At 45.8% G+C, this 20,341-nt stretch carries 15 protein-coding genes; all 15 read left to right on the forward strand.

The features are described 5' to 3' along the window. Positions 1 to 129: 129 nt before the first annotated feature. The 15 genes from ACUTVW_RS01280 to ACUTVW_RS01350 all read left to right on the forward strand — a co-directional run bounded on the left by ACUTVW_RS01280 (position 130) and on the right by ACUTVW_RS01350 (position 20,283). Positions 130 to 2,199, forward strand: coding sequence for a hypothetical protein (locus ACUTVW_RS01280; RefSeq protein ID WP_445644112.1), 2,070 nt, complete (start codon positions 130 to 132; stop codon positions 2,197 to 2,199). Continuing rightward, positions 2,200 to 2,898 carry a LysM peptidoglycan-binding domain-containing protein gene (locus tag ACUTVW_RS01285; protein WP_445644113.1) on the forward strand — a complete coding sequence of 233 codons (699 nt, stop codon included), beginning with the start codon at positions 2,200 to 2,202 and terminating at the stop codon, positions 2,896 to 2,898. It begins immediately after the preceding gene. A 13-nt stretch (positions 2,899 to 2,911) separates the two neighbouring features. Continuing rightward, positions 2,912 to 3,922 (forward strand): XkdQ/YqbQ family protein, encoded by a 1,011-nt coding sequence (locus tag ACUTVW_RS01290; RefSeq protein WP_445644114.1) that lies wholly within the window; start codon positions 2,912 to 2,914, stop codon positions 3,920 to 3,922. 6 nt (positions 3,923 to 3,928) lie between these two features. Next, positions 3,929 to 4,186, forward strand: a complete 258-nt coding sequence (locus ACUTVW_RS01295) for a DUF2577 family protein (protein ID WP_445644115.1) — start codon at positions 3,929 to 3,931, stop codon at positions 4,184 to 4,186. Then, a complete protein-coding gene (locus ACUTVW_RS01300) occupies positions 4,183 to 4,599 on the forward strand; it encodes a DUF2634 domain-containing protein (RefSeq protein ID WP_445644116.1) in 417 nt (138 codons plus the stop codon). The genes ACUTVW_RS01295 and ACUTVW_RS01300 overlap by 4 nt, the downstream gene beginning before the upstream one ends. Beyond that, positions 4,592 to 5,650 carry a baseplate J/gp47 family protein gene (locus tag ACUTVW_RS01305; protein ID WP_445644117.1) on the forward strand — a complete coding sequence of 353 codons (1,059 nt, stop codon included), beginning with the start codon at positions 4,592 to 4,594 and terminating at the stop codon, positions 5,648 to 5,650. The genes ACUTVW_RS01300 and ACUTVW_RS01305 overlap by 8 nt, the downstream gene beginning before the upstream one ends. Continuing rightward, positions 5,647 to 6,192: a putative phage tail protein gene (locus ACUTVW_RS01310; protein WP_445644118.1), complete on the forward strand. Its 546-nt coding sequence runs from the start codon at positions 5,647 to 5,649 to the stop codon at positions 6,190 to 6,192. Before ACUTVW_RS01305 ends, ACUTVW_RS01310 begins: the two co-directional genes overlap by 4 nt. Next, the gene (locus tag ACUTVW_RS01315) at positions 6,192 to 9,461 is read left to right on the forward strand and encodes a pyocin knob domain-containing protein (RefSeq protein ID WP_445644119.1); all 3,270 of its coding nucleotides are present in this window, start codon (positions 6,192 to 6,194) and stop codon (positions 9,459 to 9,461) included. The genes ACUTVW_RS01310 and ACUTVW_RS01315 overlap by 1 nt, the downstream gene beginning before the upstream one ends. Before the next feature lie 49 nt (positions 9,462 to 9,510). Next, positions 9,511 to 10,050, forward strand: coding sequence for a phage holin family protein (locus tag ACUTVW_RS01320; protein WP_445644120.1), 540 nt, complete (start codon positions 9,511 to 9,513; stop codon positions 10,048 to 10,050). Between the two features lie 432 nt (positions 10,051 to 10,482). After that, positions 10,483 to 11,445 (forward strand): GH25 family lysozyme, encoded by a 963-nt coding sequence (locus ACUTVW_RS01325; RefSeq protein WP_445644121.1) that lies wholly within the window; start codon positions 10,483 to 10,485, stop codon positions 11,443 to 11,445. Positions 11,446 to 12,308: 863 nt separating this feature from the next. Further along, the gene (locus tag ACUTVW_RS01330; RefSeq protein ID WP_445644956.1) at positions 12,309 to 13,958 is read left to right on the forward strand and encodes an ABC transporter substrate-binding protein; all 1,650 of its coding nucleotides are present in this window, start codon (positions 12,309 to 12,311) and stop codon (positions 13,956 to 13,958) included. A 189-nt stretch (positions 13,959 to 14,147) separates the two neighbouring features. Further along, positions 14,148 to 15,152: an ABC transporter permease gene (locus ACUTVW_RS01335; protein ID WP_445644122.1), complete on the forward strand. Its 1,005-nt coding sequence runs from the start codon at positions 14,148 to 14,150 to the stop codon at positions 15,150 to 15,152. Between the two features lie 107 nt (positions 15,153 to 15,259). Next, positions 15,260 to 16,159 carry a nickel transporter permease gene (nikC, locus tag ACUTVW_RS01340; RefSeq protein ID WP_445644123.1) on the forward strand — a complete coding sequence of 300 codons (900 nt, stop codon included), beginning with the start codon at positions 15,260 to 15,262 and terminating at the stop codon, positions 16,157 to 16,159. A gap of 507 nt (positions 16,160 to 16,666) precedes the next feature. Beyond that, positions 16,667 to 18,550: a molecular chaperone HtpG gene (htpG, locus tag ACUTVW_RS01345; RefSeq protein WP_445644124.1), complete on the forward strand. Its 1,884-nt coding sequence runs from the start codon at positions 16,667 to 16,669 to the stop codon at positions 18,548 to 18,550. A 317-nt stretch (positions 18,551 to 18,867) separates the two neighbouring features. Beyond that, a complete protein-coding gene (locus ACUTVW_RS01350) occupies positions 18,868 to 20,283 on the forward strand; it encodes a deoxyguanosinetriphosphate triphosphohydrolase family protein (RefSeq protein WP_445644125.1) in 1,416 nt (471 codons plus the stop codon). Positions 20,284 to 20,341 lie beyond the last annotated feature (58 nt).

A 20,341-nucleotide genomic window follows, 5' to 3' on the forward strand; every position in this document is an offset into this window, starting at 1 on the left:
GCTCATGGCTTTCTCGATGCGAGAACGGGCAGCCATCTATGCGATGATCCAGGTCCGGGTGGAGGAAGAGAAGAAAGAGCGGGCGAGAAGCCGGACGCGGAAGAAATAATGGAGAAAGGAGGGAAATGAATGTCGAGCACAAGCATAACGGTAATCAATCCTCCGACGATTAATAATCTGATCAATAATTTGAATCTCGTCCAGGTGAAAACGACAGAAATTATCAATAATTTCAACCAGATGAATCAAATTAACTTGAATCAGTTTAATCAAACCAACATTGCCAATCACTTTAATCAAGTGAATCAGCAGATGAATGTAACCATTAACTTGATGGAAAAGTTAGAGGATGCAGCTGATGATACAACGGATAAACTCGGAGATAACTTAAGTAAGCTCTCCAAGTGGCTGCAGATGATAAAGTCGGCTGGAAGCATCGTGTTAAAAGCGGCCGCTGAAGAAGAAGACTTTAAATATCGTTATATGGTGGCTGCTCAAGATCCGGTAGTTGGTGAAGGTGTTTATCATAAATTCCGAGATCAGGCTTCTAAAAAAGGCCAAGATGTGAATGATTCGCTTAAGGCTTCCCTTGGTTATTTGCCAATGGCACAGAATACAGGGCAAGTAGAGCAGCTAAATGACCTTACTGCACGTTTAAGCATGTTGTCACCAGATGGCAAAAGTCTGTCGGATGCTTCTGGAGCCATCCAAAGTGCTATGAATGGAGATGACGGTGATCTGACAAGTCAGTTCGGTATTTCCGAAAGCGCATTGAGTGGTGCAGGTTTGGAAGGATTTATTCAAACGAAAGATTTGGATGGCTTTATCCAGGGTTTGCAAACGGTTCTTGAAATGCAAGGTTATACTCAGGAAGCATTCGATACGATGCTGGATTCCCCATTGCAGAAATGGACTGCTCTTGTGAACCAGTTCAATGGTATCTTATCTGAGATCGGTACAAAAGCATTGGAGGTACTTTCTCCAGTACTTGACCGACTGAATGAAGCGATGAGCTCAGGACAGTTCAGCGGTTTTATTGAATGGATTGGTGGAGCATTTGCAATCATCGCCCAGGTCATCGCTTTTATCGTTGATGGATTCATCAATTTCGCCACAGCTGTACAAGCAAGCTGGGATATCATTGCGCCTATTTTGACAGCTATTGCTATGGTACTGCTCTACAATATGATTGTTTCTCTTGGTATTGTCATTGGCGAAGTATTCTTGCTTGCTGTAGCATGGCTGGCTGTCAACTGGCCTATCTTACTTATCATTGCCGCAATTGCAATATTAATTATGGTTTTTCAAATGTTTGGGGCAACTGGCACGGATATTCTTGGGGCAATCATTGGGACGTTTATGATGTTTGGGGAAATGATCCGAGTGGTGATTGCTACGGTCTGGAACATATTTGCTTCATTAGCTGACTTCTTGATTAACCTTTTTATTGATCCTGTCTATGCGATTCAAAAGCTGTTTTATGATCTCGGCATGTTTGTATTACAAACTCTCTATAATGTGATGGTAGGTATCGAAGATTTCCTTAAGAGAGCTGTAGGAGCCATCAGCGAGGTTGCTTCCTTCATCAATGATACATTTGGAACTAATCTTAGCGTGATATCTGAATCAGATATTAACATTGGCAGCAAGAACATAAAGAGCTGGATGGACGCTTTAAAATCTGTAGAGCCGCAAAGTGATAAAAATGTATTCAAGTCTATGCGAATGGATGGGGAATACAATACCAATGCATATGGAGAAGGACAAAAATATGCAGAAGATTGGACTGCAAAGTTCACTTCCAAACCGAAGGATAGTTCCGTTAAAGACTTGCCAGGTAAATTCGGTAAAGACTTCATGCCTGAAACTCCCAAAACACCTCCCATGCCGCCGATGCCGACAGCACCTGCCCCCGCCAACATGAACAATATGAGTAACCTCAACAAGATTAACAATATCGGACAAGTGGACAAAATCGGTGATGTGGCTGGCACGGTGGACGTAACGAGTGAGGATCTGAAACTGATGCGTGAACTTGCCGAGATGCAGGCCATTCAGCGCTTCGTCAGTCTGACGCCAACGGTGCAAGTGACGACAGGGGATATCAATAGCGGACATGACGTGGACAGTATCATTAGCAAAATTACCGAAGAAATGAACAGTCAGATCGTCTCCGGTGCCCAGGGGGTGTATGGATAAGTGAGCTATTCGATACAACTTAGCTTTAACAACCGCGCGGAATATATTTATTTCCCGGTTATACCGGAGAGTATTGAGTTTTCAGATGCGGGAGACGGAAGCACATTCAAAGTTAGCCGTTTAGGAGAGATCAATGTGATCAAGTCCCCCAAACTTCGTGAAGTCAGCTTCAGCGGCATTTTTCCGGCAGATTATAGTCCATATCATTACAAATACGACTCAAGAGATCCTGGAGCGCAGAAAGAGTTTTACCGTGACCCCTATGAGTATGTGAAAAATATTATCCGCTGGATGCAGACAGGACGGCCCGTCAGGCTGATCTTTTCCAGTGCAAGATACACGGTCAACATGGCTGTCTCCATCGAGAGCTTCGATTGGAAGGAGACAGCGGGTACGGTGGGCGATGTCCAGTATGATATCAAGCTGAAGCAGTACGTTTTCTATGCCGCCAAAAAAGTAGTGCCTGTGAAGAACAGTCAGAACAAGACTGCGGCTTCAACAATGAAAACCAAAGCCTCCCGGCCGGATGAAAAAGTAAAACCGAAAACCGTCACCTTGAAAGCCGGAGATTCCTTATGGTCTGTCGCCAAAGCTCATCTGGGTGATGGGGCACGCTGGAAAGAGTTGCAGAAACTGAATGGCATCAAAGACGCACAGCTCAAGAAGCTGCCCGTTGGACTTGTCATCAAGCTTCCGTGAAAGGAGAGGTGATATGCAGCAGGAGATCCATCTGGACAACAGGCAGATCATTGAGAAGGAGCAGTTATTGCTGGATGACAAGCAAGGAAACATCTGGGACATCAGCGAAATTGTTGGCGATATTACGTACAAGACCTCCCGAATCGGCAAGCCCTCCTCTCTTGAATTCACGTTGATTAAGGGGAGCTTGTTTCAGAATCGAAAGTTTAGTTATGAGAACGGTTATGTGGTGAGGTACACCCATGGGGAACTGGGAATATTTTATGGATATATTTTTTCGGTGGACAGCAGCAAGGATGAAAAAGTAAAGATTAAAGCCTATGACCAGACACGATATCTCACGGCGAATCAAACGTATCAGTTTGTTAAAGCAACGGCAGCGGATGTCATCAAGCGGATTGCAACGGATTTTCAGTTGAAAATAGGGGATTTAAAGCAACCCAAGTACGCCATTCCACACATGCTTTTTGATAACAAAAAGTTGATTGACATGATCTGTGAAGCCTTGGACAGAACGCTGATTTATGGCGGAAAAAACTATATTTTTTACGATGATTTTGGCAAGCTGGCCCTTCGCGATGTCGAAGAGATGCCTTACGGTTTTGTAATTGGAGATCATAGTCTGCTTACAAATTATAGTTACAAACGGTCGATTGATGATCAGACTTACAACAAGATCAAGTTGTACAGGGATAACAAGGATACGGGCAAACGTGACACATTTGTGCATCAGAATACAAGCAGCATCCGTCAATGGGGGCTGCTTTTTTTGTACCAGAAGGCAGATGATGGTTTGAATAAAGGCCAGATCGATGACATGTTGAAAACGCTGATGACTTTGCGTAACCGGGAGACACAGAAGTTGAAGGTGGATGCCCTTGGCGACTTTAAAGTGAGAGCCGGGAGTTTTATCAATATTCAGATCGATGAATTGAAGATTAATCAATATTTTCTGGTGGATGAGTGTACGCACAAGGTACAGGGGGGTGTGCACACCATGTCACTGGATTTGAAGGTGGTGTAGCCATTTATGATGCTTGATGTGATTAAAAAGGCGGCAGTAGCCGCCGTAGATGCCAAATCACCCGTACAGATTATGTACGGTGCTGTGACGAGAACTAAGCCTTTGGAGATTACCGTGGAACAGCGGCTTGCGCTAAGTGACCCTTTTCTCGTCGTCACGGAATCGGTGGCACAGAAAAACTGGATGATCGGTGACTCGGCCTTATTGCTACGTGTGCAAGGCGGAGACAGTTATGTTGTGCTGGATCGGCTGGTGAAACCATGATTCCACAAGGTTCTCAGATCGGCGGAGAAGATAATCTGGAAGAAGTTTCGGTGCTTCCAAGCTTGACCTACGTACTGCAAGCCTCGGGACAACGGATCGGCAGACTTCAGTTGGATGGAAAAGAGGCAGTTAAACAGGCGGTGTACAAAGCTTTGTCCACACGTCGTTATGAACATCTGATCTATTCATCTGATTATGGAATGGAATGGTCTTGGGAAGGCATTTCCGGGAGATCCATGGTGGAATCCGAATTGGAACGCTGGATTCAGGAAGCATTGCTTCCGGACGACCGGATTTCGGAAGTCACTGAATTTGAGTTTGTTCATGAGGCGGATGGCGTCAAGGTTTCTTTTACGGTGGCAACAGATTTCGGCAACTTCAGGCAAGAGACGGAGGTGAACATGAATGTATGAACAGGAGACATTTGAGGTTATTTTGAGCCGGATGTTGGATAAAATTCCGGATGGTGTGGATAAACGTGAAGGCAGCATTCTATACGATGCCCTCGCTCCAGCAGCAGTGGAGATGGCTCAGATGTATATTGAGCTCGATATCAATGCGAATCTGAAATTCGCGGATTCCGCTTCAGGTGAATATCTGGATCGTGCGGTAGCATGGTCAGGTATTACTCGCAAGCCGCCTACGAAGGCGCGTTGGTCTGCAAGTTTTCAGGACCAAGAGGGCAAACCCGTGGAGATTCCAATGGAAAGTCGCTTTTCGACAGGAGAACGAGTATATAGAGCTGTGGAGAGAATGACGACAGGGCAGTTCGTACTTGAAAGTGAGGTTGCAGATGCCGAAGGCAATGAATATAAGGGGATACTGTTACCCATTGATTATATTGCAGGCCTGACCACCGCCAGATTAACCAAACTGCTTGTTCCAGGGGAGGACGAGGAAACGGATCAAGCCCTGTATGATCGTTATCAGGACAAAGTTTCCCGTCCCATCACAAGTGCCAACAAGTATCAGTACGAACTGTGGGCGCGGGAGAATTCGGGAGTTGGCAAAGCGAAAGCCTTTCCGCTCTGGAATGGTCCAGGTACGGTCAAGGTAGCTCTGCTCAATAATGAGATGCACGCTCCTGCGGAGGGAGTCATCGAGGCGGTGCAGCATTACATCGATCCTTCGCAGGATGGCATGGGGGAAGGGGCAGCACCCATCGGTCCGGTTGTCACCGTCGTAGGGGCAGAAGAAGTCCCTATTCATATCGAAGTGAAGGTTACACTCGCATCAGGATCAACGTACGAAGGTGTGAAATCCTTGATTGAGACGGGGGTTACTGCGTATCTGAAAGAGCTGGCCTTTGCTGATCCGCTCGTTCGTTGGACACGGATAGCCAATGTCATTCTGGATATTCCGCCCGTGATCGATTACAGCAATCTGTTGGTCAACGGCGGTATGTCCAATCTGGAAATTGTGCCGGGAGCTGTCGCTGTGCTTGGGACGGTGAAGGTGACGTGAGTAAAGCAGATAAATTGATGAATCTATTGCCCCCGCTTTATGAAAATGTGCTGGAGATGCAGCTTCTGACACAGACAGAAGGTACTGAGCTAGACCAGCTTGCAGATGGGGTAGAAGACGTATTGCAGCAGTTTTACCCGGAATCCGCAACGTGGGCGTTGACTCGCTATGAGCAGGATTTACAGATTCCGACCAACCGTGCCAAACCGGACGACCAACGAAGGTCCGTCATCATTTCCAAAATGCGTGGCAGCGGCAAAGTCTCAGGCTCTATGCTCAAGAACGTTGCTCAGGCATATGAAAGTGGAAGTATCGATGTTTCGGTAGATTCAAGCGAGTATCGCATCTTGATCCGTTTTATAGATACATTGGGCCTGCCACCCAACCTGGATGATCTGAAAGCAGCGATTGAGGATATTAAACCGGCGCACATGACCGTCGAGTACCGTTTGCGGTATCTGACCATTGCCGAAGTTGAAAGCATGACCCTGAGTGAGATGGAACAAACCCGGCAGGATAAATTAGCAGGAGGTGGAGCTTAATGAGTGAACCAAAGACACCTAATTTAGGATTAAATAAAATTGACCGTTCCTCGCCATCGACAACCTACTTTGATCTGGACAAGTACCTGGATCAGAACTGGGAGAAGATTGATGATTTTGCAGAGCAGGTGGGGGAAAAGGCCGAAGAAACAGCAACGAAGGTAAGTGACATTCAGGAACGATTGGATGTGGAGAAGAGAAGATCGGTAACGCTCGAGCCCGGATTGCAGATCATTCATGCGGAGCGAGCTTCTACCTTTAAGTTGGAGGGGCTGAAGGGGCGCACGCTTGTGAACTTGTTGGGGCGTGATGGTGGTTTTGAAAGTATGAGTGGTTGGTTTACAACTGCGGGCGTGGCGTCTGAATTGGATTCGTCACAGAAAACACAAGGTAATCAAAGTGTTAAAATTTCTTTAAAAGAAGGGAGCACCGGGGGGAGTTTATACAAATTATTAGGGCAAACTCTATCAACGAGTAAAAACTATATTGCGCTTGCAGATTTGAAAAAAGGCACTTCGACGAGTGTTTCTCTTTCTTTGTGGAATGGCACGTCTAACGTATCCGGGACAGTGGTCACAACCGATCAGTTCTCAACGGCAGTCTTACTGATTCCAGCTTCCAGTCTAGGGACAACGACGAACAATTTACAGATTTCAATTGTAGGAAGTGTAAAAGGACAATTTGGTCATGTGGATGCAGTGCGGTTATATGAGATTACTTCAGATGAATCGAAGGCTCTTTCTAACATATCTGCTAACAAAATTGCAGCGAAATATCCTTATGTGGATAGTGTTCAACCTGTGCATAATCCATTTGTAATTCGTTACGGAGAAAATCTTTTGCCGCCGTTTTATGAATGGAATCCTTTGGGGCATAGTCTAATGATTGATGCTCCATATTCTGCTAGTGGCAAAATGCTGGCTGAGTCTATTGGAACGGATGCGTACGCTGTAACTTATTTGAATATATTAGCTGATCAAGAATACACGATTAGCAACCCATTAAAAAGCACAGGTAAGCTTCGATTAAGTGTTTATACTTCTTATGGAAGAGTGCAGGGAATGTTTATAAAACCGGGAGAAACGAAGACAATCAGAACAGCACCTAACACTTTGTATATCGGAATGCATCTCAGCGGTGTCACACAATACACTGATGAATTTGATGTAAGTAAATGGACGTGGTCTGCTGGGAACAAAGCAACATTTGTACAACCCGTAATGACTTTAGGTGAAGCGGCTAGATCGTTTAAAGTACGTGAAGATTCAATGCTCGCACTGCAGACGGATTTGTATTCTGATCCAGTGACTGGGGAGAGCGCTGATGAAATTTTTTTTAGAGAAGGACATTATTATAAAGTAAGAAAGTGGGGTAAAGTTAGACTTATTCCCGAAAATTTAGATTCTAATAGTCTTGGGGCTACTAAATATACTGGATATAAACAAATCGCTATTTACATGCCAAGAAACGTAGATACTTCGAATTTCAAGGCTTATCTGACCAAATATAACGGGAGGAACCTAGCCTTAGATCGATCAAGTTCCCCTCTCTTAAGTGCCGATGTTTTTAATGTTGGCAATGATTCATATAAGGGATATCTATGGATGACCGTTTCGAATGATGAAAGTGGCTGGGGAGATTCGTATAATCCGACTGCTGATGATATTAAGGCGTACTTCTTAGGTTGGAGACTATATGACGGAGAAAGTTCATTGTATAACGGAGTTGGCACAAAGTACTGGCATAAACTATCAGATGGTATTTCGACACCGGGACAAGGAACTAAGATTTTGCCAACGACACAGATTCCGGGGTGGACTCCTTATCAGCTCGTGTATCTAGTTTCAAAACCGATCATCGACCCTATTAAAGCGGAAGGACAACTAACATTTTTAGAGGGACCTAATCAGCTAGAAGTAGGGTCAGGTCTGGAGATTAGAGAGAGTGTTAATCCAGTATTTACTTCAAACGAATATAAATCCTACAACATTAATAACTTTAATCAATCTTCTAAATTGAAGAAAAAAGTTAAAAAAATAATGTCCATCTATAAAGACGATATGCAGGATTATTGGGACGTAAATCGATTTAGTCCAGAGTCAGAAATTTATGGTAGGGAACTCGCTAGTCTACCAGCTTTTCAATTTGATTCATCAGCGAAATACTCAGTAACCTATCAAAGTTTAGGTGATTTCTTCTCAGTACCACTGACTGGATCAGTTGGAGCAAGCGAGAAAACAGTAATAGATCAATTGATAAACGATTCTTCTGCTATTTCTAAAAAGCTGTCAGTGTTTGAAGGTAAAGATAGTGAAAAAGAATTAAAGAATTTTGTACATGGACATTTTCTCAGTAAGTCAATAAGTATCAAACAAAATGATGATTTAAATAATTTCGTAACAGAAGGGGAGTTCTATTGTCAACTTAGTAGTGTTGCTGAAACGTTAAAAAATTGCCCTGTAGGAATAGCCTTCAGTCTGAAAGTAAGCAAAAATGGAACCCAGAATACAGGGAGCATACCAGGAGTGACACAAACTCTAATCACTTTTCTGCCCGTAGGATTTACAACTTGGCAACGGAATCTTTATGATACCTGGGGGCCGTGGGTTAAGGTTCCGTCGAGAGAGGAATTTGAGAATTTAAAGTCCTCTGTCAGTGATGGGAAATCGGCAATCGCTGCCGCTATTACTGGCAAAGGTGTAGCAGCATCAGGCAGCGATACATTTGCACAGTTGGCAACAAAAGTAGTTCAAGTAAGTGAAGTGCGTTATCAAAGTATCGTACCTTCTATTTCTCCTACTAGTGGGACAGTGAATAAAGGCCAAACGGGTACAGTTACTACTTTAGCAACTTTTCAAAAGGGAACAAAAATAGTTAGTGTTGGCTCTATAAATGAAAGTTGGATACCATATATTTTTTCTGGAAGTTCAAATTTAAACGTAGGCTTTGGTTTTAAGGACGGGGCAGGGGAATTGTGGTATCACCCTGATTATGCTGAAGGTGGCGTCAGTGGTAGGACATATTTCAACCTTTTGCATATGGAATGTGACTTTGTTACAGGAATTTTATATTCTCAGTATTTTAAATCCGACTCACCGATCTCAGCTAAGGAAACTTTATCTTGGAAATTTGCACAAAGCACAATGCCTTCTAATTTTAACATTAATGTTGGCCCCATCAGTCTAGTTGTATGTGTGTCGTATAACAATGTTTTTTCTTCGGGTGGTTATCAATATAGGTTTCAAAATTCACGTATTCTCTCAGTATAAGAAGCATAACTCAGAAGCTCATTTATTTAAAGTCAAAGGAGGTGAAGCCATGGAACGATGGGACACCCTATGGAAATGGGGGATTGCGCTGATGAGCAGCTCGGCAAACTATTTTTTCGGAGGTTGGTCAGGGGTGCTCGGCGTACTGCTAGTCTTTGTCATTCTCGATTACCTAACAGGGATAGCGGCAGCGGGAATGACAGGCAAGCTTGAAAGTAATATTGGATTGTTTGGCATCGCCCGAAAGGTATTTATATTTGCAATGGTATCGGTGGCTCATCTGGTGGACGGTGTTCTGGGGGACGGACATTTGTTCAGGGATGCGGTCGCCTTTTTTTATATCGCAAATGAGTTGTTGTCCATTATTGAAAATGGGGGCAAGCTGGGCGCTCCGATTCCGCCAGTCATTCGGCAGGCGATTCAAGTGCTTAAAGGAAAGGCGGGGGAAGATACAATCTCTAATCCCTTGCCATATACTTCTCCGTCGCAGGCTGATACCAAAAGTGGAAGTGATCGCCCATCAGAAAATGAACAGTCCAGCGAAAAGTCCGCAGCTCAAGAGAATTCCGATTTTAAGAAAAGCAGCTAAAGGTCTCAGCTAGAACCATCTGAATGAGTTCGATTTCGATTTAATATAGACGGCTTAGTTTGCTACTCAAACTTTATGTTAAGAACACACACGGGACGAAATGGCTAAGCAGAGCAGTGCAACAATGAGAAAAGCACCCGTTATGGGTGCTTTCTTTACTTTCAGCTATCACTCTAATGCATCTTTAATCCTTGATACACTGTGATCTCACACGACTCAAGCTACATACTGGTCTACAGACTACTTTTTAAGTTTGATCATAAGGTTTAAGTAGTATTTGAGCTGTTCCCAATAAGAGTTTTCTTTCATAAGGCTAGCTCGGTATTCCGAGTCATATAACGGACAACAAGGGACACGCACACAAGCAACCCTTAACCCGTCCGCATTAACTATATACAAAAGGCAATTTGCCGCATAAAGGGTGTGAGAATTTTGCAAAATAGAACCTCGGGCAACACGCAGGGCATTGATGTCTCCAGGTACCAGGGCAATATCGACTGGGCCAAGGTGAAGGCAAGCGGCATGACCTTTGTGTTTATCAAAGCAACCGAAGGGCGAACCTATATCGATCCGAATTTTCAGAAAAATGTAACCGGTGCGCTGGCGGCGGGCATGATGGTCGGAACCTATCATTTCTTCCGCGGAACGTCTGTCGAGATTGCGAAGGCTGAAGCAGCGCATTATGCCAATACGCTGGATAAAATCGGGGGAGCCAAAGCCCTACAGTTGCCACCGGTTATGGATTACGAGAACAATCCCGGCAATCTGAGCAGAGCGCAGATGAATACGGTAGCCCAAGCCTTTTTAACAGAATTGCAGCGTCTGACAGGTGTGAAACCGATCCTATATACAGGCAACTCGTTTGCTGCCAATTTCGATACTTCGTTGAGTTCCTACGATCTATGGATCGCGCGATACAGCAATACACGTGTGCCTGATGAACAGCCGGCGTGGAAGCGCTGGACGTTCTGGCAATATACAGACTCCGGCAAGGTGAACGGGATCAGCGGCAACGTGGATATGAATGAATTCGAGGGGAGCGCGGCACAGCTCCGTGCCAGATATGCAGCGGTTGCTCCAACCCCGAATCCGACTAATCCTGGTAATCCGTCGAACCCAACAGAGCCATCAAACCCGAATCCACCAACTGTACCACCGAAAGGGGGCGAACCGATGACAGCCGAAGAGAAAGCCGCATTTGATGCGCTAAAAGTACAGGTCGACCGTTTGCAGGCAAGACAGCAGATGGAAGTACCCGTCTGGGCGAAAGCTGCTGTAGATGCCGCACTGGCCTATGATAGCAAAAATCCGCTGTTTAGTATTGATAACGGAGCGAGCTACGATTTTTATCGTTTTATTACCGTGATGCACCGTAGAGGTTTGTTTAAAAAGTAATTTAATCAGCCGGTTTTAGAATAGAACAGATCTGAATATGTGGAGAAAATAAGCAAGGAACATGGGCGGTTATTGTCGAGCCGTGTTCCTTTTTTGTATATAATGTCATCATTGCTGACGCGTTTGATAAAGTTGAAGACGTATGTATGTAAATCCCTTGTCTAATTGGTAAATCTGATGTAAAGTGAGTTACACGAAAATGTTTTTCACCACGATTTAATACATAAACCTCCTCATCATGACAAAACCATAACATGGAAAGTTATCGTAGCGTCGTTCCGTTCTGTTCTATTCTTTCTTTCTTTTTCTACTCGTGATTCTACCTGTCAGCCTGACACCTCATGAAAATGCTGAACCAACAACCCATGTCTAATGTGTTTGATCCATGTTTTTATTAGGATCTGAATAATTGCCAGCTCTTCATCGTTATGGTCCTTAATTACATATGCATCCGTATGCGGTTATCTCGACATGTCTATTTCAAGTAGACGATCTCTTTTACTCTGCCAAGAGTGATAGCTGGTGCTTATTGACCTTGGTTCAAATAAATCGTTCATCCTGTAATGACATGACGTAGACTCCAGCGCTGTGCATCCGAGTTGTTCTTTTGTCTGTTCACCTACAAGATCTCACTCCGTTACTAAACCAGTCTCAAAACTTCTCAAATCTCAATGTAGGTATCAGAGGCATACAAAGCCTTTAATAGATGATACAAGTATTTGTAAATCTCCCTTGTTAAGAAATTACCTGATGACTGCCTAGCACCACCACCACCACATCATCGCACACACGGCCAGAGGTACCGTTTTTCGGCGCAAGTATCACACACATTATGAGACAGGAAGGGTGTTGTACGTATGCGAATGAGAAAAAAATGGATGTCCGGTTTACTGACTTTGGCACTGAGTACTGTACTTGTGTTATCTGGTTGCTCCAGCAACAAGGAAGGCGGGGAAGGTACGCCGACACCTGCGGAAGGTAATGACCCACCAACAGAGGCAGCTGCTCAGGATACGATGATCATGGGACGCGGCGGAGACTCCGTTGCGCTGGATCCCTCAATTGTGACGGATGGGGAATCGCTCAAGATTGGACATCAGGTATTTGATTCGCTTTTAGATTACAAGGAGGGTGAGACCGAAGTGGTCCCGGCACTGGCTGAGAGCTGGGAAATATCCGCGGACGGGCTCAAGTATGTGTTCAAGCTGAAATCCGGGGTGAAGTTCCATGATGGAACTGACTTTAACGCGGATGCCGTTGTGTTCAATTTCAAACGCTGGAGTGATCCCGCAAGTGAATATAAATTCGAAGGCGATTCCTTCGATTATTACGATTCCATGTTTGGTCCTGAGGACGCGCGTGTGATCAAGGAAGTGAAGGCGCTTGATGAAGCAACGGTTGAATTCACCCTGAACCAGCCACAAGCCCCGTTTCTGCAAAATATTGCAATGACCCCGTTTGGCATAGGCAGCCCGGCGGCGATTCAGGAGAAGAAAGAAAACTTCAAGAGTGAGCCTGTAGGCACTGGCCCATTTGTATTCAAAGAGTGGAAGCGGAACGACTCGATCACGCTGGAGAAAAATGCAGCCTACTGGAAGGAAGGTTTACCGAAGCTGAACAAGGTGATCGTGCGCTCCATCCCGGATAACACCGCTCGTTTCAATGCATTACAAAATGGCGAGATAGATATCATGGAAGACCTGAACCCGGATGATCTGAGCATTCTGGAGAGCAAAAGCGAGCTGCAGAAGATCGAACGTCCACCGTTCAACGTGGCGTATATCGGTTTTAATTTTAAGAAAAAACCTTTTGATAACGTGAAAGTCAGACAAGCCCTCAATCATGCCGTGAACAAACAAGCTATCATCGATGCCTTCTTTGCCGGACAGGCGAAGCCTGCGGTGAACCCGATGCCGCCAACGCTGTGGGGTTACAACGATGAGATTGAAGATTATGCCTATGATCTGGAAAAAGCAAAAGCATTACTGACCGAAGCCGGTTTCCCTGACGGATTACCTGATCCGGTTACGTTTTATGCGATGCCGGTATCCCGTCCGTACATGCCAGACGGCAAGAAGGTAGCAGAGGCGATTCAGGCGGATTTTGAGAAAATTGGTGTCAAAACCACCATCGAATCCCCCGAGTGGGCCACATATCTGGAAGATTCTAAAGTTGGAGAGAAGGACGATCTCTACATGCTCGGCTGGACAGGAGACAACGGTGATCCGGACAACTTCCTGTATACGCTTTTGGACAAAGACGCCATCCCGAGCAACAATCGTAGTTACTACGTAAACGAGGAACTGCACACACTGCTTACGAAAGCACAGACAGAGACGGATCAGGACAAACGTGCCGAACTGTACAAACAGGCTCAGGTCATCATCAAGGAAGATGCGCCTTGGATTCCGCTTGTGCACACCACACCGATTCTGGCGGGGAAAGCCAACCTGAAAGGTTTTGTAACGTCTCCGCTGGGAAGCGAGTCGTATGCAAACGTGTATTTTGAATAAATCTTTCGAATGAATGTAAATTAACGCAAGTGTTAATACAAAGCTATGCGCTGGCGGACATGCAATGCTTATTAGATTCTACATCCGGGTAGTGACGGGCCAAAGCATACGTGTTCACCAGCGCTATTTCTATTATTTCGCCTAATATGAAATCATGCGGATGAACCCTTTAGGGCAGGTGATCTGGAAGTGAATAGCTATATTGTCAAACGTGTGTTGGTACTGCTGCCCGTTTTGCTGGGCATGACGTTGATCGTATTTTCCATCATCCATGCGATACCCGGTGATCCGGCCGAGACGATTCTGGGGCAAAAAGCAACCGAACAATCCAAGCAGGCTCTAAGGGACCAACTTGGACTTGATAAACCTTGGTTTCAGCAATACTTTGCCTATTTGGGCGATTTGTTAAAAGGGGATTTGGGCACATCCATTCGCACGAAGGTGCCTATTGCCCAGGAAATTGGTCCTTATCTGACAGCAACGCTTGAACTCACGCTGGCAAGTATGTTGTTTGCTGTCATTATTGGCGTGAATGCAGGGATTGTTAGTGCATGGAAGCACAACTCCTGGTTTGATTACTGCTGTATGGTGGTTGCACTTGTGGGTGTATCGATGCCCATCTTCTGGCTTGGATTGATGGAACAATGGCTGTTTGCCAACAAACTGCAATGGTTGCCGTCCATTGGACGGATGAACGCGCGTGATCCGGTCGATGCGGTTACAGGTCTGTATGTGCTGGACACGATGCTCGCAGGGCGCTGGGATCAGCTATGGACGGTGACCAAACATCTGATTCTGCCAAGTGTGGCGCTGGGCACGATTCCGATGGCCGTTATTGCACGGATGACCCGTTCCAGCATGCTTGAAGTGATGAGTTCGGATTATATCCGTACCGCCAAGGCGAAAGGATTGGGGCCGTTTTTTGTCGTATACGGACATGCGCTGAAAAATGCATTTATCCCTGTGCTGACCGTCATCGGGATTCAGACCGGGTCGCTGCTGGGTGGTGCGGTGCTGACGGAAACCATTTTTGCCTGGCCGGGTGTAGGGCGTTATATATATGAGGCTATTAGTTCGCGGGACTATCCTGTGATTCAGAGTGGAATCCTGATCGTGGCTTTCTTTTTCGTGGTCATCAACCTGATTGTAGATCTGCTCTATGCTGTGTTTGATCCGAGAATCAGTTATAAGTAGGAAGTTGAATTTACGGGAAGAAGCTCATCTGCAGGCAAACCGCTTCAAGTAAGCAACCTCTACAATACTTAGTTCAGCTTATTTAAGTTCAGCAAAGGAGAACATGTATGGCCAAATTGTCAACCAATACCGGACAAGCCGTTGACGCTATGAACGTAAGCAGATCCGGACCTTGGCGTGAGGCGTGGAGGACGTTTCGAGGGAATCGGCTTGCTTTGGCAGGTCTGATCATCATTGTTTTTTTCGTCACACTGGCCTTTCTTGCACCTTATGTTGCGCCCTATGATTACAAAGAGCAGGTGTTGCAGGATCGGCTTCAAGCCCCTTCGGCGGAACACTGGTTCGGGACGGACGATCTAGGACGGGATGTGTTCTCCCGGGTAATTCATGGAGCACGAATCTCGTTGTGGGTTGGATTTTTCTCGGTCATTGGCTCCATTATTGTTGGAGCCCTGCTGGGACTGGTTGCCGGGTTCTATGGAAAATGGGCTGATATGCTTATATCGCGTCTGTTTGATATTTTGCTGGCGTTTCCGGGCATTTTGCTAGCGATTGCGATTGTTGCCATTCTGGGCCCATCCTTGCAGAATGCGTTGCTCGCCATTGCAATCGTGAATATTCCAACGTATGGACGGTTGGTGCGGTCACGGGTGCTCAGCTTACGACAGGAAGAATTTATTACATCGGCAAGGACGCTGGGAGCCGGGAACGGGCGCATTTTGTTCCGACACATTTTACCCAATAGCCTTACGCCGCTCATTGTACAAGGGACACTCGGGATAGGTACTGCGATCATTGAGGCGGCAGCTCTCGGATTTCTGGGCATGGGTGCACAGCCCCCAGATCCGGAGTGGGGGAAAATGCTGTCGGATTCCCGTCAGTATATCCAAAAAGCGCCGTGGACGCTTATTTTTCCCGGTCTGTCCATCATGCTGACGGTACTCGGTTTCAACCTGATGGGCGATGGGCTGCGTGACACCCTTGATCCAAAGATGGTGAAAAAGTAGAGTAGTTATTGCGGTACCAAATGCTTTGCTCTGCTGTTCTGTCAGGTCTCTAATTTCACCACGCCGTCCCGAGCTTTAATTCGAGGCGGTTTTTGTTTTTTGTGTTGCTGGAGCGAGTACGTTACACTGAGATAGGGCATGTGGTTCGGTCTGACTGCCGTCAAGCAGTGAAGCACCGTGCGCTGGGAACTGGGTGGAGATGAAAGGTCATTCACACGGAGCTAAGGCATCTTTTTGCTAATTAAAATCTATGATTTTGTTAAAATAAGCCTCTTCGTATTGACACCCAATTTTCCCATATGTTATATAAAAAGAAGGGTTTAGCACTCTGGTCATCCGAGTGCTAACAGAGCAACGAATACACACCACTACATATGGAATGGTGCTGTCGAAAATATGGCTATGCTGTGCAACCATTCGTAAACGGATGTTTACCTTGCAGATCAGCTTGCCTTTATTTTTCAAACAGATCATTCGATACCCAAATTTGAGAGGAGCATTCCATTCATGGCGATTAAAAAAGAATTTCAAGCGGAATCCAAACGTTTGCTGGATATGATGATCAACTCCATTTACACACAGAAAGAAATTTTCCTCAGAGAGCTGATCTCCAACTCCAGTGACGCCATCGACAAAATATATTACAGAGCATTGACGGACGACACGCTCGTTTTCAACAAAGAGGACTATTATATCAAGCTTACGATTGACAAGGAAAACCGCACACTTACCCTTACCGATACTGGTATTGGTATGACGCAGGAAGAGCTGGAGAACAATCTGGGCGTTATCGCGAAGAGTGGTTCACTGGCGTTCAAAAAAGAAAACGAAGCCAAAGACGGCCATAACATTATCGGCCAATTCGGGGTTGGTTTCTACTCCGCGTTTATGGTGGCGGACAAGCTGACGGTAACGAGTAAAACGCTGGGCAGTAACGAAGCTTGGAAATGGGAATCCGAAGGTGCGGATGGGTATACCATTACACCTGCTGAGAAAGATACGGTGGGTACAGAGATCGTACTGACGATCAAAGAAAACACCGAAGAAGATTCGTATGACGAATTTTTGGAAGAGTACCGCCTGAGATCCATCATCAAGAAATACTCCGACTTCATTCGCTACCCGATCAAGATGGATGTGACGAATCACCGTCCGAAGGAAGGTGAGGAGAACGAGTTTGAGGAGTACAAGGAAGAACAAACCGTGAACAGCATGGTGCCGATCTGGCGCAAAAACAAAAGTGAACTGACCGAAGAAGACTATACCAACTTCTATATGGAGAAAAGGTACGGTTTTGACAAACCGCTCAAACACTTGCACATTAGCGCGGATGGAGCGGTGGTGTACAATGCAATCCTGTTTATCCCGGAGAATACGCCGTTTGACTATTACACCAAAGAGTATGAAAAAGGTCTGGAGCTATACTCCAACGGCGTATTGATCATGGATAAGTGCGGCGATTTGTTGCCGGATTACTTCGGTTTTGTTAAAGGTATGGTGGATTCCGAGGATCTGTCCCTGAACATCTCCCGCGAGATGCTGCAGCATGATCGTCAGCTCAGTCTGATTGCGAAGAACATCAAGAACAAAATCAAGAGCCAATTGCAAAGCCTGATGAAAGACGAGCGTGAGAACTACGAGAAGTTCTATCAAGCCTTTGGCCGTCAGTTGAAATATGGCGTGTATAGCGATTATGGCGCTAACAAGGATACGCTGCAGGATCTCCTGCTGTTCACGTCTTCCAAAGAGAGCAAGCTCGTAAGCCTGGACGAATACGTCTCCAGAATGCCGGAAGATCAGAAGTACATCTATTATGCTGCGGGTGAATCCATCAGCCGGATCGAGAAGCTGCCGCAGATCGAGGGTGTATTGGAAAAAGGGTACGAAGTGCTCTACTTCACCGACGATATCGATGAATTCGCGATCAAGATGATCATGAACTACAAGGAAAAAGAGTTCAAATCCATCTCCAGTGGTGACCTGGGTATCGAAGATAGCGCCGAAAAAGAAGAAACCGAAGCGCAGGACAATGACAACAAGGAATTGTTCGAAGCGATGCAAGCCCAGTTGGAAGGCAAAGTTAAAGCAGTAAAAGCCTCCAAACGTCTTCGCAGCCATCCGGTTTGTTTGTCCACGGAGGGTGAGTTGACGATTGAGATGGAGAAAGTGCTGAAAGCTATGCCGAACAGCGGCGATGTTCAAGCGGATAAAGTGCTGGAAATCAACGTGAACCATGATGTGTTCAAATCGTTGAAAGATGCTTTTGCACAGGATAAAGAAAAATTGAGCTTGTACACCAGCTTGCTGTATCACCAAGCTCTGTTGATTGAAGGTTTGCCGATTCAGGATCCAGTAGAGTTCACGAACGATATTTGCAAAGTGATGGTGTAAGTCTAGCTGTTATAAGCACAGTTTGAGGTTTGACCCGACAGGACGTAATGTGCCTGCCGGGTTTTCTTTTATATGGAGGTTACCATAGCTGTAAAAGTAGATCCTACCTAAGCGCATACCATGCCCTGTACAGTAACATAGACTTCTGAATTCTATGCACAGACGCTAGTCTTGCAGGGTATAATATATAGAGAGAAGACTGTGCATCATAAGTTGATGTAAGAAGAGGTGACATGACAGACGGATTTTGCTTTTCGAAACCGCAGATGTTGTGTATAATCACTCAAAATAGAGACAGTCGGCTAGGAGTGATCTACATGCAATGGCATGATCTGAGAGAACATAGACAATATCCTGAACTTACAAAGCTGGAGGGCTCTCGTGCAGCATACGAGCGGGACTACTCCAGATTGATTCATTCACCAACCTTCCGGAGACTGCAGGGTAAATCGCAAGTGTTTGGCGCAGGCACGGGGGATTATTATCGGACGCGTCTGACCCATTCCCTTGAAGTGGCACAGATTGCGCGAGAAGCGGCGAGAAGCCTGCTGCGGCATTACCCGGAGGTAGACTGGAGCCAGGCAGAGAATCCGGGCCTGATCATCGACTCGGAAGTCGTAGAATGTGCGGCGATTTCACATGATTTTGGTCATCCTCCTTTTGGACATAAAGGGGAAGAAGTGCTCGATGGCATTTTGGATGATCTGATTAACAGCGAGACTAAGAAAATCATGAAGAAAAGTCGTGCAGCCAAAGTTCCTAAGGCTGAATCCGATGTGCGAGCGGAACTCAAACGGAAATACGAGCATTTTGAAGGGAACGCACATAACTTCCGCCTCATTATGCATCTGGAAAAACGTGAAGATATCGACGGGCTGAACCTGTCGGATGCCGTCTTGCTAGGGATTAACAAGTATCCGTATCCGGGAACGGAAAGCAAGAAAGGCATGTACCAACATGAATGGCAGTACATTCGTGAGATTCGGGAGCGCTGGAACATCCCGGCAGGCAAGAAAACGCTCGAAGCGCAACTGATGGATCTCTGTGATGACATTGCGTATTCCGCACATGATCTGGAGGACGGCATCAAGGCAGGCAAAATCGAAGTGCACGAGCACTTCCTGCAAGACCAGCATGTCAACCGTCTCATCGTGGACAAAGTTACAACACTGGAGGATCTGTTCTGGAAGGGCTGGACAAGAGAGGCGATCTCGGAAAAAGTGGAAGAAGTCCTCGCATCGTTCCTGCGCATCTGGAATGAAAAAATGCCTTTCTGCGAGCATGATTACTCGCGCACTCGTCGTGAAGTGAAGGCCTACTGGGTCAGCCTGTTTGTGGGCAGTCTCGGTGTAATTAATGAAGGGGATTGGAAAAAGGTAACCTTCGTCCGTGAAGGCGTAGAAGACCTCGACATGCTGCGCACGGTGAGTGTGCTCAAGAGCTTTGCCTGGGTGACGATGATCCGGGATCTGCGCGTGCAGCGCTTGCAGAAACGTAGTGAGTGGATGATCAAGCGGTTATGGGATGCATTCCTTGATCCGGAAACGTCAAAATCTATTATTCCTTCCGATTGGCTACAGCGTTTTGAGAAGGATCAAGCCAAAGCGCAACCGATCTGGAATTGGGAACATATGGTGATTGATTATATTGCAGGAATGACGGATGCGTTTGCCGAGAAAATTTATAATGAGCTCTACGGCCTGAAGGTTGGTTCGATCTACGATCTCGATTAGAATGTATAGGCAAGAATACGGTGTATCGAAGAGAGAAGCTCTATATCAAACGGAAAGG

This window comes from Paenibacillus sp. TSA_86.1 (assembly GCF_052691815.1).

Excerpts from the sequence above, each read along its gene's own strand:
- ACUTVW_RS01280 (WP_445644112.1), top strand. The coding sequence starts at position 130 with ATGTCGAGCACAAGCATAACGGTAATCAATCCTCCGACGATTAATAAT.
- ACUTVW_RS01290 (WP_445644114.1), top strand. The coding sequence starts at position 2,912 with ATGCAGCAGGAGATCCATCTGGACAACAGGCAGATCATTGAGAAGGAG.
- ACUTVW_RS01295 (WP_445644115.1), top strand. The coding sequence starts at position 3,929 with ATGATGCTTGATGTGATTAAAAAGGCGGCAGTAGCCGCCGTAGATGCC.
- ACUTVW_RS01300 (WP_445644116.1), top strand. The coding sequence starts at position 4,183 with ATGATTCCACAAGGTTCTCAGATCGGCGGAGAAGATAATCTGGAAGAA.
- ACUTVW_RS01305 (WP_445644117.1), top strand. The coding sequence starts at position 4,592 with ATGTATGAACAGGAGACATTTGAGGTTATTTTGAGCCGGATGTTGGAT.
- ACUTVW_RS01315 (WP_445644119.1), top strand. The coding sequence starts at position 6,192 with ATGAGTGAACCAAAGACACCTAATTTAGGATTAAATAAAATTGACCGT.
- ACUTVW_RS01320 (WP_445644120.1), top strand. The coding sequence starts at position 9,511 with ATGGAACGATGGGACACCCTATGGAAATGGGGGATTGCGCTGATGAGC.
- ACUTVW_RS01330 (WP_445644956.1), top strand. The coding sequence starts at position 12,309 with ATGAGAAAAAAATGGATGTCCGGTTTACTGACTTTGGCACTGAGTACT.
- nikC (WP_445644123.1), top strand. The coding sequence starts at position 15,260 with ATGGCCAAATTGTCAACCAATACCGGACAAGCCGTTGACGCTATGAAC.
- htpG (WP_445644124.1), top strand. The coding sequence starts at position 16,667 with ATGGCGATTAAAAAAGAATTTCAAGCGGAATCCAAACGTTTGCTGGAT.
- ACUTVW_RS01350 (WP_445644125.1), top strand. The coding sequence starts at position 18,868 with ATGCAATGGCATGATCTGAGAGAACATAGACAATATCCTGAACTTACA.